The organism is Bacillus sp. TL12 (assembly GCF_022625245.1).
Classification (GTDB): domain Bacteria; phylum Bacillota; class Bacilli; order Bacillales; family Bacillaceae_G; genus Bacillus_A.
Genome location: NZ_JAJJBY010000016.1, coordinates 87,644 through 104,338 on the forward strand (window position 1 = coordinate 87,644; position 16,695 = coordinate 104,338).

Sequence of the window (16,695 nt, forward strand, 5' to 3'; positions counted from 1 at the left end):
GTTTGTTTTAGTTAACTTTATTCTCCATCAACCCGTTTCAGTGGTTTCTCTGCCGGCCCCTCAATTACATCTCCTTTGATTGAAAATCGGGAGCCATGACAAGGACAATCCCACGTACAATCACCGCTATTCCATTCTACTTCACAACCGAGGTGCGTACAGGTTGTATCGACAATATGTAGTTTTCCTTCATCATCTTTATAAGCACCTGCACGTTTTCCTCGAACTCTTACAACGGAACCTTCACCGTTTTCAAGGTCTTCGGGTTTACGGAGGGCAAATTCTAACTTGCCTTCAATTAAATGTTTTGCTACATCAAGGTTTTGAGAAAAGAATGTTTTTATATCTGGATCTGCATGGAAGCGGGATGGTGCAAAGAGTTCTTTATAAGGGCTATCTATTTTTGTAATAGAGTCTTGTAGTAGCTGAGCTGCAGCAGTCCCTGTTGTCATCCCCCATTTTCGATATCCAGTTGCAACAAATATGTTTGGATTTCCTTCATTGATGTGCCCAATGTAAGGAAGCTTATCTAGTGTAATTAAGTCTTGCGCTGACCATCTGTAAGGAATTTCATCTATTCCAAATGTTTCTTCTGCGAAAGAGTACAATGCTTCATAATGGAGCATTGTATTAATTCCTTGTCCTGTTTTATGGCTTTCGCCACCAACAAGAATGAGTTTTTCTCCATTCATGGTTGTATAACGCAAAGAACGCGTAGGATTGTCGATACTTAAATACATGCCTCCCGGATAATCTTTTTTCGCTTTTATAGCTAGAACGTAAGAGCGCTCAGCATACATTCTTGCGAAGAAAAAGCTGTTTGCATCATAGAATGGGAAATGGGAACAGGAGACGACATATCCACATGTAATGCGATGGCCATCTTTTGTAATGATTTGTGGATATGGGCCTTTCTCGATATCAATCGCAGTAGTTTGCTCATAGACAGCTCCGCCTGCTTCAACAAACTGTTCAACAAGATTTTTTAAATAATGAAGAGGATGGAACTGTGCTTGGTTTTTCATAACAAGTGCTGCTTGAACTGATATAGGAAGTGGAATGGACTCTACGTAGTCACAAGGAATATTTAGCTTTTTATAAGCTTCGTATTCTTTAGTTAATTTGTGTAATCCGTCGTTGCAAGTTGTATATAAGTAGGCATCTTCTTCAGTAAAGTCACAGTCGATGTTATTTGTTTGGATTGTTTCTTTAATAAATTGTAACGCTTTTTCATTTGCCTCGTAGTATAGACGAGCTTGATCAGCTCCAAAATGATGAATCAGCTCGTCGTAAATAAGGTCGTGTTGTGCAGTAATCTTTGCGGTCGTATGGCCTGTTGTTCCATTTAAAATGTTTCCGGAATCGATTAAAACAACTTTCATACCCTTTTTTGCAAGTAAATAAGCGGTTGTGATGCCTGTAATTCCAGCACCGATAATCGCAGCTTCAGTTCTTATATTTTCTGCTAGTTTAGGAAAAGTAGGGAGTGAAGTAGAATTACGCCAGTATGGTTCTGGAAATTGGGGAAATGAATCGTTTGTCATCATATATTCCTCCTGTGTTAAAACAATTTACTACTTAATTTTTCCAATTTATATGAAATTCATGTAAAGTATTTTCTTTTTAAGAGAAGAAAATACTATAAAGCGAACAGAAGGAAATTATAAATATTTACAAAGTGATAAAGTTATTTTAATATAATAAAAATCGCGTATTTCGTCATAAGGGTATTTTAAATGTCAGTTAATTCTATAAAGAATTATTTCTGCTCGTATATAAGCTATTCTTGAATGAAACTGATTTTCTTATATGTGAAAGCATTTATATATATAATGGATAAAGTCTTATAAAATCTATGTTTTTTCTTTGGTAAAATAAAATATTATTATGAAAATATAACCACATTTTATTACTAGGTCATAAAAGTTGTTGACAATACAGAAAGTCTATTGATATGATTCATCATGTGGAAAGGTTGATAAAGAGTAAAAAGAGAAATGTTTTTCATTGATAATAAAAGCGAAAATGAGTGACAATAGAGTGAGTATGATTTACGTATATAAATGCTTTTTATAATTACCTAGTTTTATCAATCTGGAAACAAGAATTGATTTATGCAAGTTGCGTAAGCGCGGCATAAGAAAGGGGCAAAAGGATGAAGGAGCTTCATACGTTTGGATGGTATGCAGCACGTGTATCGCCGCATTTGCCAAAAAAAGCATTTAAACCAGTTCCAACTCGCTTGTTTGGTGGACTGGCTTATTTACTTGTGGCGGTAGCTGGATTAATAACGATTGGTTTATTTGATTTGAATGTGTGGGCAAATCTTGGGATTGCAATTGTTCTGGGATTATGTTTTGCTTCACTTGGATTTTTAGGACATGAAATTTTGCACGGGACGGTTGTAAGAAAAGCTTGGCTTCGTGATTTCTTAGGGGCGATTGCATTTATGCCGTTGTCTACAGGACCGAAATTATGGAGAAAGTGGCATAATGCAACGCACCATGTTCATACGCAGCATGAAGAACATGATCCTGATGCGTGGCCAACGCTTGAAAAGATGAAGAAGAGTAAATTTTTAAGATGGGTGTATCGTATGCCCCTTCATGTACGTTCTTTCTTTAGTTTTCTGTCACTAACAATTCAATTTACAATACATTCGACTCGGATGTTCTTTCATTTTATAAAAGAATTTAAGTCATCGAATCAACGATCTGTATGGCTTCAACTTCTTTTGCCATGGACGGTGTGGATTAGCTTACTATTTATTATGGGTCCTGCAAAATGGCTATTTGCGTATGTGATTCCGTTACTAATTGCAAACTTTATTGTAATGGCATATATTGCAACAAATCACCGTTTAAACCCAATTGTTCCTGTAAATGATCCACTAGCCAACTGTTTATCTGTAACAGTGCCGCGCTGGGTTGACGTTTTACATTTTAATTTCTCATATCATACGGAACATCATCTGTTTCCGGCTATGAGTTCAAAATATTATCCGTTAGTAAAAGAGAAGATTAAAGAAATGTGGCCGGAGCGTTATCATGAAATGCCGATGACAAAAGCATTAGCAGCGCTTTGGAACACGCCTCGAGTGTACTACCAAGGTAGTGAATTAGTTGATCCTCATAAGGAACATTTCTATGGTTCTTTAGGGAATGGACTAGATCCTGAGAATATTTCATATCGTGAGGATCATATAGAGGAGCAAGAAACGATCAAAAAAGTGAATCCATGATTTTTGATGAATCATTTAGAAACCTCCAACTACAAAAGCAAGCTACCAAAGAGTAGCTTGCTTTTATTTTTTAAAGAGAGAGAGCTTTTTCTTTCTCTTTATTTACTTGTAAAGAATTGCTTTGTTTACGCTGAAGTCGTTTTTCTAAGAGGTTTACGAGATAGGTAAATAAAAGTACGAGTGCAAGGTAATAGGCACTAACAACAATGTATGTTTCAAGTTGCTTAAAGTTCCCGGCGGCTATAGATAAACCGGATCCCCACAGTTCAGACATTCCTACATATGCGACAAGGGAAGAATCTTTTAATCCAATAACGAATTGGTTTCCGAGCGGCGGGATTGATAATCGAAATGCTTGCGGTAAAATGATACGGCGCATAGCGAGCGGATAGGTCATTCCTAAAGAGCGAGCAGCTTCTAGTTGTCCACGATCAACAGATTGAATGGAACCACGGAAAATCTCTGTAATATACGCACCGTTATGAACTGCTAAAGCGATTGCACCAGCCCAAAAAGGAGACAGGACGACAATAGACGTAATACCAAAATAAAGAATCATGATTTGAACAATTAATGGTGTTCCACGAATAACAGCAATATATATATGTGCAATACTGTTTAAAATTTTATTATTGGAAATACGGAAGAAGGCAAATAAAAGGCCGATTAATGAACCGAGTAGTAAGGAAGTCAATGTTAATTGTAAAGTCATGATAATAGCTTTTAGAAATGTTGGATAAGTAGATATAAAAATATCTATCATTAGCGTCACCTCTATATGCGATTGATTTTAGAAAATAGATACAAATGCCCCACAGCTAAGATGAGGGGCATTGTTTTTTGATTAAAAACGGTTCTTTCTTATTTTGTCTGCTTCTCTTCTCCAAGAATGTTGCGTCCAAACCATTTTTTACTGATCTTTTCATAGGTGCCATCTTTAATTATTTCATCCAATGCCTTATTTACTTTTTTGACCATTTCTTTATCGTCTTTGCGAATTGCAATCCCCATCTCATCGAGGTTTAATGGTTTGCCAGCTTCTTTTATATTCGACTTACCTTCTTTAATCATACGAAGGCCAACCATTTGATCAGTAATAACTGCATCTACTCGGCCTGGTTCTAAATCCATAAGAGCCGTAATATCACTGTCGTATTCTGTAATTTGATCTGTTTGTTTTGCAACTAGTGTTTTAAAGGTACTTGCTTTTACAACACCAACTTTTTTACCTTTTAAGTCTTCTGCTGAAGAAATACTATTATTCTTCTTGGTAACGAAAATTTGAGCACCAGAACGGTAATATGGATTTGAAAAATTAACAGCCTTTAGTCGCTCTTCTGTAATTGCCATACTTCCTAATATGACATCATATTTTTTTGCTTTTAGACCTTGAATTAACGTTTCCCAAGGATTCGTAACTGGAACAGGCTTCATTCCCATTTTTTTTGCAAGTGCTTCACCAATCTCGACATCAAAACCAACTAGCTTTCCGTCATTTTCTTTAAAGTTAAATGGCTTATATAAGCCGCTCATTGCATAGCGAAACTCCTTCTCGCCACCACCCGAAGTCGTACTACTTTCCTTACTACAGGCTCCAAGTATGAATGATGCACATAGTGTAATAGCTGCAACAACAGTAAATATTTTCTTTCTCACAAAACCCCTCCTAGATATTTATCTTTTACATACGGACAATCATGTCACGTTTCAAAGTACTATGAGAGTTTTTCTATTGGGAGATAAGCTGCCCGTATGAGATTAAAATATTTTTATAAAATGTTTCGTAAAAATTGTTTGGCTCTCTCATTTGACGGCGCTGAAAAAAACTGTCCTGGTGGCGCATCTTCTACAATTTTTCCATCATCCATAAAGATGACGCGATCTGCTACATCTCGTGCAAAGCTCATTTCATGGGTGACGATAACCATTGTCATACCTTCCCCAGCAAGTTCTTTCATAACTTGAAGTACTTCTCCAACAAGTTCAGGGTCAAGAGCTGATGTAGGTTCGTCAAATAGCATGATTTTTGGATTCATCGCAAGTGCGCGTGCGATTGCAACACGTTGCTTTTGCCCACCAGATAAAAGGTGAGGTGTTACGTTTGCTTTGTCTTGTAATCCGACCTTTTTTAATAAATCATTTCCAAGTTCTTTCGCTTTTGTTTTGTCCATTTTTTTTACATGAATAGGTGCTTCTACGATGTTCTCTAATGAGGTCATGTGTGGAAAGAGGTTAAAGTGTTGAAATACCATTCCAACATTTTCGCGGATTTTGTTTAAGTTTGTACTTTTAGGATCAATTCGTTCCCCTTGTAAGTGAATTTCACCTTCATCGTACATTTCTAAAAAGTTAAGGCAACGAAGTAAAGTGCTTTTTCCTGAACCGCTCGCGCCAATTAAAACAACAACTTCTTTTTCTTTTACTTCTAAATTAATACCTTTTAAAACGTCCAATGAACCAAATGATTTTACTAGATTTTGAACTTGAATCATGCCAACCCCCCAGTCACTTTTGTATTTTACAAATGTTGCCCCTTATTTTTGTTATTAGTCATAAAGTGCCAAAACCCTTTATTTTTTGCCAAAAACATTGTTTTGGTATAGATTACGTGAGAGATATTTTCGTGATTTTTACAGAATTTGTGAGCGGGAAAGCTCACGTGCTTTAGCCGTGGGAGTGGTCAATATTGGTAGGAGAGACCTTGTATTGGAAAAGGAATTATATTAATTAGATTCTTGATAGTGAAACAATCTAATTAAAAGTCATTTTTGTTTTATCTCGCATTAACGGGCAGTAAGATCCTCACCTTAAGATTCAGAGAGAAACAAGGAAGATAGGTAGGGAATCAACTGTCCGTAAAAGCCCGATTGGTGAGGGCTAACCATAAGTGGGGGATGAAGCCCCCCCGCTTATGGAAGTTTCACTTTATGTAAGGAAGAACAGAATGCCATTCTTCCTAGTCTAAAATAAGATACTTCAAGAAAATTAAGTGGTTTATTTTAAACATTTAAAAGGGGGAATGCTCTGTGGAAATTTAAAAACAGTGCATGGATCGTATTTTGTTTTTACTGTCCGTAATTTAGAAAAGTTTGTCCCGTAGTAAGTGCGCTGCCAGTCCTTAATATCAATATCAGGCCAATTTACATAATCGCCTAATGTATACGGCGACATAGCATTCCGTAAATTTTTAATCCACTGTGTATTTTCTTCTTCCTCTTCATCACATTCCCAAGATGAAATATATTCTTGTGCAATAATTGCTTTTCGATGAAAATAAGCTGTTTCATTTGGAGAGGTGTTTTCTACAGCTCCTACAAGTGATTGGTGCCAAACGCTAGCTGAAGGGTTGGGAGCATGACTAAGAAAATGTTTTAGAACTTGAATTCCTTTAAGAGGTATTGGTTTATATACATAGGAACCAGAGCGTTTGAAATTTTCCGGGATATTACCACTATTAAAGAATTGAACAGCTTCCATATAAGGAACTTCATCAATAAAAAGGGTAGGGGATCCTACATGGAGTAGAGGAGATAATAAGTCAAGAAGAACAGAAGGGGGACCAACAAATTCGCCTTTTACTTCAATTTCATTTCGCTGTTTAGAAAATAACTCAATAGATGAAGTAAGGTGCTCATCTACATAAGGCGCCCAGCTTTGCCAAGCCTGAAATGCGCTAATAAAGTCTTCCCATTCCCAAGTGACCGAAAAAATAGAGACATTTTGAATGGGATGAACATGAAATGTTAATGATGTAACAATTCCGAAGTTTCCACCACCCCCACCACGGCATGCCCAAAATAAATCTGGGTTCTTAATTTTGCTGGCATGAATGAGTTTCGCTCCTTTTTTACCAGATGCTTGCACCATCTCTACCTCTAATAGTTGATCGCAGGTTAATCCGAATAAGCGTGATAACATACCAATACCGCCACCAAGTGTTAACCCAACCACTCCTACGCTGGCACTTGTTCCAGCTGGGAGTGTTACGCCGTATTGCCAAAGTTTTTTATAAACAGTGCCAAGATTTGCACCAGCTTCAATGGTTGCGGTTAAGCGATCTTGAGAGACTGTAATTCTGTTCATTTCACTTACATCGATAACAAGACCATCGTTTAATAGTGAAAAGTTTTCATAACTATGGCGACCACTCCGTACACGAAATGGTATATGACGTTCTCTAGCCCACTTTAAGGCATTGCATACATCTTTCTTATTTTGACAGAAGACAATTATGCAAGGAAGCTTTGGAATACTTAAATTTAAGTTTATACGGGCTATATCGTATTCTGGGTCTGTTGGAGTTACGATACGACCAGTTAGTTTTGTTTGACTCAAAATAGAGCTCCTTTCTTATGTAGAACATTTTATCCAGCATTAACGAGCAATAAGACCCACATCTCAAGCTTCAGTAAAAGCAAAGAAATTAGGCGGAGGTAGGGATGCCCGTAAAAGCCTGATTTGTGAGGGCTAATAATCAGTGGTGGATGAAGCCCCACTGATTAAAGTTTCACTTTATTACTATTGTATGAGAAAGCTTGTTTGGGAGTGATTACCAGCATTAACAGCTGAATAAGGTGTATAGTTTGCGAAAGAAGGAGTAGCAAATTGAAATTTGACAAGGATTCTATTAAAAAGGTAGAAACAGTGTAACTTGTTCAAAGTTATATTATTTGGTAGATTCTTTCCGTAATAGTGTTGAAAAGAAATCTTTTACCTAGTATATTAGTATATGTAATTTTTAAATAGGAATTTTTGGCACACTATTCGAAAGAATAGGTCGCAAAGCTTAGAGTCTAAGGTAATACATTATTATTACTAGGATTGTCGGGTTGCAATTTTTAATTGCAACCCGACAATCTTTTTATTTTGCGGAATTGTCAAAAAATACACGTGTAGTATGCACTCGCATTTACCTGAAAGGGGGTGATATCCAACAACGGCATGGATATCTAAACTGAAACATATTAATGGAGGGGCGTGAATATGAAGAGTAAGCAGATTAGTATATTTGTCATTTGTTTAATGGTAATACAAATCATTGCACAGCCGTTTATACATATAGTAGAAGCTGCAACATATGACAAAGAAGCAAATGTCAGTCTAAAGCTCTCAGTAGAGGACGGAGATGGTTCGCAAAAAGATGTAGACAAAGATTTTGTATATCAACTTGATTTAAGTACATTCGGATTAGAGGGTGGACATAAAGATGCAAAAATCATTGTTAAACTACCACCTGAAGTCGAATATGTAAGACATGGGAAGATTAGTGGTACGGATGCGATATATGATAAAGAAACGCATTCGGTCATTTATACATTTAAAGACTTCCTTCCAAATGGAGATTCTAAAGCAGTTCCAATTACAGTGAAGTTTCCAAAGGGAACGAAAAATGGAACGAAAGCTACAGCTGTAGCTGATTTTGTATCTGATCAAGGGGGAAAAACTTCTAATAATGTAACTGTTATAGCACATGAAAAGGAAGTCCCACCTGAACCTCCTAAGAAACCAGAATGGAATATAGGTAAAACCCCTAATAAGTGGACGATTAAGCCGGGAGAAGAAGTCGAATATACAATTCGAGATAAACATGTTAGTGGTCCAACGACGCTAGATTCTCTTTCAATCAAAGATCTGTTACCGAAGGAAGCACAATTTGTTTCGGCAAGTGATAACGGAAAATATGATGCAGATTCACATACTGTAACATGGGATTTGAAGAATGTAGAAGGCGAAAAGGCTGTTACAGTTAAAGTGAAGTTTCCGGAAGAAAATTTTGGTAAAAATCAAAGTCAATCAATTCCAAATAGGGTTGAAGCGAAGCTGAAGCCAAAAGGTGAAGAGGAACTGACAAAACAAACACATGCATATGTTACAGTTTCAAATAAAGAAACAAAACCTCCTGTTATTCCACCAGATCAAGCTTTTTCAAATTTAGTAAAAGCTGCTCAAAAGCCTGAGTACAGTAAAAATGAAGAAATTGCTTTTACACTGTATAACATTAAAAACCAGTATTCTAAGGAAATAGATAATTTTGTTCTTCAAGATGATCGCTTTGATGAACAACTACGCTTTACGAGAATGCACACCGGTGTATTCTTAGGTGTAAGTGAATATAAGCTTTTATATAAAACAAAAAACAATCCAGAGTGGAAAGAATGGAAAGTGATTCGCGGTAATACAGGAGAATGGTTAGATGTTTCTTCTTTAGCACTTTCTGAAGGAGACAAAGTAACCGGAATTCGATATGAATTTGGTAAAGTACCTGCGAATTTTGCTATAAGTCATGGGGTTTGGTTGTACTTTAAAGTAGACGATCCCAATTTTAAAGAAGGCATTTTAAAAAATACAGCACATATTTCATATGATATTGATGGAAAGCAGTATCAAAAAGATGCTACCGCACAAGTGACAGTAAAAGAAAATCCAGAATCAAAAGTTACATTTAAGAAAAAAGCATTAACAAAGCCAAGAGAAAAGTATATCAAGGGTGATATAGTTGAATTTGAATTAACTGGTAACGCAGATTGGCAGTCTGCTCCTTTCAAACAACCGATCATTGTAGATTGGCTACCAAAAGGTTTGGAGTATGTTCCTGGTTCTGAGCAGTATACACTTGCCAAAGGTGGTTGGGAGAAGAAGTCATATGATGCTGCAAAAGTAAAGGTAGAAACAATAGCAAACTATAAAGAAAAGGGAAGAACTCTCTTAAGATGGAATTTTCCTGAATTGGATATGTCATCAGGTGATGCGATAACTGTGAAATTTAAAGTGAAGGTAAATAACTTTGCAATGGCAGGTAAGTATTACAATAAAGCAGGTCTGATGTCTAATGAATCAACGATTAAATCTGCGAATGAGTGGCAGCAAAAAACGTTGAAAGATGAAAATGATCTGGATGGAGATGGTGATGTTACCGATCCAATCATTGAAAGTGAAGATGCTATAGAAATTGAAGAAGAGCAATCTTTAAAATCAGTTAAATATGTAAAAGGTGAATTAGACGATAGTTGGAAGGGTTCACCAGAAGTGGCGACGACAGTACCTGGTGGAGAAGTAAAATATCGCTTGAAGATTGAAAATGGCGGAACTGTAGCAGTAAGAAATGGTGTCTTAATTGATATATTCCCAGCAGAGGGTGATCAATCAGTTTTACAAACAAAGAATCATGTTCAAGAACGTGGTAGTAAATGGACTCCATATTTAACTTCACCAATTCAGCTTACTGAAGGCGACTTTATTAAAATTTATTATACGACTGCATCAAATCCGAAACGTGATGATTTGATACAAGATAATGACGTTTTCGTGAATCCACAGGGCGCCAATGACCCTAACTGGTCTTTAGAGCCACCATCAGATTTAACAAAAGTAACTGCAGTTAAGTTTGAATTTGCTAAGGATAAACTTGTATATCCTGGAGAAGAAGCAATATTAGAATGGACAATGCGTGCGCCAGTTGATATGGATGCTTCTGCTGGAATTGCATGGAATTCATTTGGATATAGTGCAATAAATGATGTAACAGGTAAGTGGATTCAGCCAGCAGAGCCAAACCGAGTTGGAGTACAGTTAAAGGCTTCGAAAAAGAGTTCATTAGGAGATTACGTTTGGCTAGATAAAAACAAAGACGGAATTCAAAATGACGGAAACACTGGTATGAACGGTGTAGTTGTAGAATTGCTGGATAAAAATGGAAAAGTCATTAGTATGACGAGAACTGGTAATGACAAAAAAGGAAATCCGGGTTACTACAAATTCGTAAATTTAGATCCAGGTGAATATCAAGTTAGATTTAAAATAGCAGATGGATATAAGTGGACGCAAAAGAATGCTGGAAATGATGAAAAAAGCGACTCTAACGTTGATAAAGATGGATATTCAGAAACTATCAAACTTGGTGAAGATGAACATAATATGACAATCGATGCCGGACTAGTTGAAGATACAGTTGATTCTGGAGAACTAGAAATTACGAAAATCGATAAAGATAGCGGTTCTCTGTTAGAAGGGGCTGTTTTCGAAGTTCGGGATAAAGATAATCAGGTCATTCAAACAATCGCATCAGGAAACGATGGAAAAGCTAGAGCAACTGATTTACCAATCGGTGAATATAAGTTAGTGGAAGTCACAGCTCCAGAAGGTTATAAACTAGACGGTAAATCATACAATTTTGAAATAACGAAAGACACAAAAACGCCGGTAGAGATAACTGTTGAAAATGAATTGCTAGATAAAGGACTCATTGAAATTGAGAAAGTGGATGCGAAAGACCACAACTTGAAATTAAAAAATGCAGTATTCCAAATTTTAGATAAAAATGGAAAAGAAGTAGGGAAATTAACGACAGATGAAAATGGTAAGGCAACTTCTGGTCAATTAGAATTTGGTAAATACACGATTAAAGAAGTGCAAGCACCAGATGGCTATATGCTTTTAAGAGATCCAATTGAAGTAGAGGTCGGATCCTCAGTACAAAAAATAACGATAGAAAATACGAAGAGTGAATGGGTAATTCCGGACACTGGTGGAATAGGGACCACTATTTTCTATCTTACCGGTACGATACTTATGGTAATCACGGTATTTTTATTTTTCCGTAAAAGAAGTAGTAACGAATAGAGTTAAAAATTAATAGAGAAGGAGATAATAAATATGAAAAAGATTTTTAGTATGCTTTTAATGTTTGTATTAACATTTGCAACATTACCGAGTATGTTTGCAAATGCAGCAGCTCCAGAGAAAGGTTCTTTAACAATTCATAAGTACGAACAAGAAAAAGGTGCAGCAACAGGTGAAGGAACTGGTGAAGCGGGTCAAACAATTCCAGGAGATGCTAAGGCACTAGAAGGAGTAACGTTTGAAATTAAACAAATCAAATCTTTTGAAAAGATTACAAAAGATGGCGAGATTGTAAAAGAAGCTGTAAAAGATGTTACAGATGCAAAAGCGATTACAAAAACAACAGGTAAAGATGGACAAGCTACATTTACAGATCTTTCTTTAGGTCGTTATGAAGTAAAAGAAATTGCTGGTCCAGCTCATGTTAATTTAAATAAAAACACGTATTACGTTGATGTTCCGATGACAGGTAAAACAGGAGAAAAATTGAATTACGATGTTCATATTTATCCAAAGAATGAAACAAAACGTGGTGCAGTAGAATTAATCAAAACAGGTGCAAAAGATAAAGTATTAAAAGGTGTAGAATTTACTTTATATCATGAAGATGAAACAGTAGTTAAAGATGGAGAAGGTTTAACTACTGGTAATGATGGTGCAATTCGTGTAGAAAACTTACCATATGGTAACTACTACTTTAAAGAAACAAAAGCGCTAGATGGATATGTTTTAGATCCAACAAAACATGCGTTTTCAATTAAAGAATCAGGTACAATTAATGCAGATGGTACAATTAAGTCTGGTGTTGTAGTGCCAGTACTAGTGAAAAACTATGAAGAACCAACGATTGACAAAAAGATTAATAATGATCTGGAATTTTTACCGATTAATCCGCTAAAAGATTACAACTATGATATTAAAACGTTAATCCCAGAGGATATTAAAGATTATAAGAATTACGTTGTAACAGATACTTTAGATAATCGATTAGTGATTCAAGGTAAGCCAGTTGTGAAAATTGATGGTGTAGAAGTGGATTCAAGTGTGGTAGAAGTAGTTGTAGAAGGACAAAAAGTAACAGCTACTGTAAAAGATTTTTCAAAATTAAATGGTAAAAAAGAGCTTCATTTACAAATCAAATCACAAATTAAAGAAGGCGTAGTAGCTGGAACAGAAATTCCAAATACAGCAACAATTGATTTTACAAACAACAATGATGTAAGTGGTAAAAAGGAATCTAAACCAGTAATTGTTGTCCCAACAACTGGTAACATTGCATTAACAAAAGTTGATGGTGCTGATGGTAAAAAACTAGAAGGCGCAGAATTTAAACTACAAGATAAAAATGGAAACATTGTAGTAGTAAATGGTAAAGAAATGACAGGTGTATCAAATAGTGATGGTGTAATTACATGGGAACAAATTCCATATGGTGAGTATCAAATCGTTGAAACGAAAGCACCAACATATAAAGATGGTACGGAAGTGAAATCTTACCAAAAATTAAGAGAACCAATCAATGTGACAATTGATAAAGATAACCAAACAGTGAAATTAACAGTAGAAAACAACAAGAGCGGCTGGATTCTTCCTGCAACAGGTGGTATGGGCACAGTTCTATTCACTGTAGTAGGTTTTGTGTTAATGGCTGTAGCAGCGTTTGTATTCTTTAGAAAAAATCCTGCAAAAAACTAAGGTTATAGAGAAATATAGTGATGTAATGTGAAAAGAGGAGGGCGAGTAGCTCTCCTTTTTTGCATTTTAAGACACTTAAAGGAAATGCAGATGTATCCCGCATTAACGGACAGTAACACTCCCACCTCAAAATTCAGCGAAAGCAAAGAAGTTAGGTGGGAGATGAACTGTCCGTAAAAGCCCGATTCGTTCAACTAATAATCAGTGGGGGATGAAGAAAACCCCCACTGATTAAAGTTTCACTTTATGTTTTAGGAAACGTTAAACTATGAACGTTTCCGCAACATTTAAGGATGTCTCTTTCGAATCAAAATTATAGCAATATATAATGAGGTTATAACATTCGAAAGGGTGTCTTTTATGAAAAAAGAGAAAAGACAGCGGCTCATTAAACAATTGGTTAGAGAGTATGAAATAGATACACAAGAGAAATTAGTAGAATTGTTAGAGAAACATGGTGTAGCGGTGACACAAGCGACAATTTCACGAGATATTCGTGAGTTAAATTTAATAAAGGTGACATCTTCAAACGGTTTAGTAATATATAAGGTTTTTTCAGAAGACAGTTTACAAACTGATATGAAATTAAAGAAAAAGTTGAGAGAAGTAGTAGTAAAGATTGATTATGTAGATCAATTAACGATTATTAAGACATTGCCGGGAAATGCTCATGTTATTGGTGTGCTATTAGATTCTTTAGACTGGAAAGAAAAAGTAGGATGCATTTGTGGAAATGATACATGCCTTGTAATTTCGAAATCAAAATTAGATAGAGAAATTCTAGAAGAAAGGTTAAATTTGATTATATAAAAAAGAGGTTGTTTCTAATTTATATTAGAAACAACCTCTTTTTTATGAAGAAATATAATATAAATTGATAGGTGTTTATGCATGGGATATACGTAATATAGGTTTATTCAGTAAAATTGATGGTAAAATCATTCATAAAAATACAGATAGATATTATTTTAAAAAACAACTTGTGAAATTTTTCACTTAAGAGTGTCAGCGTTTTCATAAAAAGGGAATGACATACCGTTTATGATGTACTTGTAAGACATCAAACGAACCTAAAAGGAGGTACAACAAATGAAACATCCGATACATGTTACTTCAGAAATTGGGGAATTACAAACGGTGTTATTAAAGCGTCCTGGTAAAGAAGTGGAAAACTTAACGCCAGATTATTTACAAGAATTATTATTTGACGATATCCCATATTTACCAATTATTCAAAAAGAACATGATTATTTTGCACAAACATTACGCAATCGGGGTGTTGAAGTTCTGTATTTAGAAAAACTAGCAGCTGAAGCGTTAGTTGATAAAGGGCTTCGTGAAGAATTTGTTGATCGTATTTTAAAAGAAGGACAAGCAGATGTGAATGTTGCACACCAAACTTTAAAAGAATATTTACTTTCCTTTTCAAATGAAGAATTGATTCAAAAAATTATGGGTGGCGTGCGGAAAAACGAAATTGAAACGAGTAAGAAAACGCATCTGTATGAATTAATGGAAGATCATTATCCATTTTATTTAGATCCAATGCCAAATTTATATTTTACTCGTGATCCAGCAGCTTCTATAGGTGACGGTTTAACAATTAACAAAATGAGAGAACCAGCACGGAGACGTGAATCATTGTTTATGGAATATATCATTAAATATCATCCGCGATTTGCAAATCATGATGTGCCAGTTTGGTTAGATCGTGATTATAAGTTTCCAATTGAAGGCGGCGACGAGCTAATTTTAAATGAAGAAACAATTGCAATTGGTGTATCTGCTCGTACTTCAGCAAAAGCAATTGAGCGTTTAGCTAAAAATTTATTTAGTCGCCAAAATAAAATTAAAAAAGTGCTAGCAATAGAAATTCAAAAATGTCGTGCATTTATGCATTTAGATACCGTATTTACAATGGTCGATTATGACAAATTTACAATTCACCCAGCAATTCAAGGGCCGAAAGGAAATATGAATATTTATATTTTAGAAAAAGGAAAGGATGAAGAAACTCTTAAAATTACGCATCGTACATCTTTAACGGAAGCATTGAAAGAAGTATTAGGGTTAAGCGAATTAGTACTGATCCCTTGCGGAGGAGGAGATGTCATTGCTTCTGCTCGTGAACAATGGAACGATGGATCAAATACATTAGCAATTGCGCCAGGAGTAGTTGTTACATATGATCGCAACTATGTATCTAATGCTTTATTACGAGAGCATGGCATCGAAGTTATCGAAATATTAAGCTCGGAATTATCTCGCGGTCGTGGGGGCCCACGTTGCATGAGTATGCCAATTGTTAGAAAAGATATTTAGTATAAATAACGGAGAAAGTAGGGATGAATCATGTTGATGACTAAACCAAACTTAAAAGGAAGAAGTTTTCTTGCTGAAAAAGATTTCACAGAAGAGGAATTAGTATATCTCCTTGACTTAGCGGCAGAGTTAAAAGAGAAAAAGAAAAACGGTATTCCACATCGTTATTTAGAAGGTAAAAACGTAGCGCTTTTATTTGAGAAAACCTCAACTCGTACGCGTTGTGCATTTACAGTTGCATGTACAGATTTAGGTGCAAATCCTGAATATTTAGGTAAAGGTGATATTCAGCTCGGTAAAAAAGAATCTGTTGAAGATACAGCGAAAGTTTTGGGGCGTATGTTTGATGGAATTGAATTCCGTGGTTTCGATCATGCGACAGTAGAATCTTTAGCAGAAAATTCCGGTGTGCCAGTATGGAATGGTTTAACAGATATGTGGCATCCAACACAAACACTTGCAGATTTATTAACTGTAAGAGAGCATGTAGGACGTTTGAAAGACGTGAAGCTCGTTTATGTTGGAGACGGACGAAACAACGTAGCAAATAGCTTATTAGTTGGTGGGGCGATTGTTGGAGCAGAAGTACGTATTTGTACACCAGAATCATTATGGCCAGCACAAGAAGTAATTGATATGGCAAAAAAATATAATGACCGGGTAATGGTAACAAGTAGTGTGGAAGAAGCTGTTGCAGGTGCAGATGTCATTTATACGGATGTATGGGTATCTATGGGAGAAGAAGATAAATTTGCTGAACGTATTGAATTATTAAAACCATATCAAGTCAATATGCAAATGATTCAAGCAACTGGCAA

Annotated in this window: 11 protein-coding genes and 1 riboswitch; of the genes, 6 read left to right on the forward strand and 5 right to left on the reverse strand. The window is 35.8% G+C overall.

The features are described from left to right. Nucleotides 1–17 precede the first annotated feature (17 nt). Nucleotides 18–1,544, reverse strand: a complete 1,527-nt coding sequence (locus tag LOK41_RS16275) for an FAD-dependent oxidoreductase (RefSeq protein ID WP_241817434.1) — start codon at nt 1,542–1,544, stop codon at nt 18–20. 611 nt (nt 1,545–2,155) lie between these two features. On the opposite strand from LOK41_RS16275, the gene desB reads away from it, so the two are divergent. Beyond that, nucleotides 2,156–3,241 (forward strand): Delta(10) desaturase DesB, encoded by a 1,086-nt coding sequence (desB, locus tag LOK41_RS16280; RefSeq protein WP_174101268.1) that lies wholly within the window; start codon nt 2,156–2,158, stop codon nt 3,239–3,241. A gap of 70 nt (nt 3,242–3,311) precedes the next feature. Here desB and LOK41_RS16285 read toward each other — a convergent pair whose 3' ends face one another. From LOK41_RS16285 to LOK41_RS16300, 4 genes are all read right to left on the reverse strand, one after another. Then, entirely contained in the window at nt 3,312–4,004 is a 693-nt protein-coding gene (locus tag LOK41_RS16285) for an amino acid ABC transporter permease (protein ID WP_241817435.1), read from the reverse strand. A 98-nt stretch (nt 4,005–4,102) separates the two neighbouring features. Beyond that, complete coding sequence (locus LOK41_RS16290; RefSeq protein WP_241817436.1) at nt 4,103–4,897, reverse strand: ABC transporter substrate-binding protein; 795 nt, start codon at nt 4,895–4,897, stop codon at nt 4,103–4,105. 113 nt (nt 4,898–5,010) lie between these two features. Continuing rightward, nucleotides 5,011–5,733: an amino acid ABC transporter ATP-binding protein gene (locus LOK41_RS16295; RefSeq protein ID WP_241817437.1), complete on the reverse strand. Its 723-nt coding sequence runs from the start codon at nt 5,731–5,733 to the stop codon at nt 5,011–5,013. Nucleotides 5,734–6,235: 502 nt separating this feature from the next. Further along, complete coding sequence (locus LOK41_RS16300) at nt 6,236–7,576, reverse strand: FAD-binding oxidoreductase (RefSeq protein ID WP_241817438.1); 1,341 nt, start codon at nt 7,574–7,576, stop codon at nt 6,236–6,238. Nucleotides 7,577–7,985: 409 nt separating this feature from the next. Further along, nucleotides 7,986–8,078: riboswitch (cyclic di-GMP riboswitch) on the forward strand. A 146-nt stretch (nt 8,079–8,224) separates the two neighbouring features. Here LOK41_RS16300 and LOK41_RS16305 point away from each other — a divergent pair. The 5 genes from LOK41_RS16305 to argF all read left to right on the forward strand — a co-directional run. Beyond that, nucleotides 8,225–11,860 carry a SpaA isopeptide-forming pilin-related protein gene (locus tag LOK41_RS16305; RefSeq protein ID WP_241817439.1) on the forward strand — a complete coding sequence of 1,212 codons (3,636 nt, stop codon included), beginning with the start codon at nt 8,225–8,227 and terminating at the stop codon, nt 11,858–11,860. Between the two features lie 33 nt (nt 11,861–11,893). Further along, nucleotides 11,894–13,555 carry a SpaH/EbpB family LPXTG-anchored major pilin gene (locus LOK41_RS16310; RefSeq protein ID WP_241817440.1) on the forward strand — a complete coding sequence of 554 codons (1,662 nt, stop codon included), beginning with the start codon at nt 11,894–11,896 and terminating at the stop codon, nt 13,553–13,555. Between the two features lie 360 nt (nt 13,556–13,915). Then, on the forward strand, nt 13,916–14,365 hold the full coding sequence (gene argR / locus LOK41_RS16315) for an arginine repressor (protein WP_241817441.1): 450 nt from the start codon (nt 13,916–13,918) through the stop codon (nt 14,363–14,365). Nucleotides 14,366–14,644: 279 nt separating this feature from the next. Then, on the forward strand, nt 14,645–15,877 hold the full coding sequence (gene arcA / locus LOK41_RS16320; RefSeq protein ID WP_241817442.1) for an arginine deiminase: 1,233 nt from the start codon (nt 14,645–14,647) through the stop codon (nt 15,875–15,877). Nucleotides 15,878–15,907: 30 nt separating this feature from the next. After that, nucleotides 15,908–16,695 (forward strand): ornithine carbamoyltransferase (gene argF, locus LOK41_RS16325; RefSeq protein ID WP_241817443.1); only part of this gene is annotated, 788 nt, incomplete at its 3' end.

Coding starts and splice junctions, on each gene's coding strand:
- LOK41_RS16275 (WP_241817434.1), bottom strand. CDS start 1,544: ATGACAAACGATTCATTTCCCCAATTTCCAGAACCATACTGGCGTAAT.
- desB (WP_174101268.1), top strand. CDS start 2,156: ATGAAGGAGCTTCATACGTTTGGATGGTATGCAGCACGTGTATCGCCG.
- LOK41_RS16285 (WP_241817435.1), bottom strand. CDS start 4,004: ATGATAGATATTTTTATATCTACTTATCCAACATTTCTAAAAGCTATT.
- LOK41_RS16295 (WP_241817437.1), bottom strand. CDS start 5,733: ATGATTCAAGTTCAAAATCTAGTAAAATCATTTGGTTCATTGGACGTT.
- LOK41_RS16305 (WP_241817439.1), top strand. CDS start 8,225: ATGAAGAGTAAGCAGATTAGTATATTTGTCATTTGTTTAATGGTAATA.
- LOK41_RS16310 (WP_241817440.1), top strand. CDS start 11,894: ATGAAAAAGATTTTTAGTATGCTTTTAATGTTTGTATTAACATTTGCA.
- argR (WP_241817441.1), top strand. CDS start 13,916: ATGAAAAAAGAGAAAAGACAGCGGCTCATTAAACAATTGGTTAGAGAG.
- arcA (WP_241817442.1), top strand. CDS start 14,645: ATGAAACATCCGATACATGTTACTTCAGAAATTGGGGAATTACAAACG.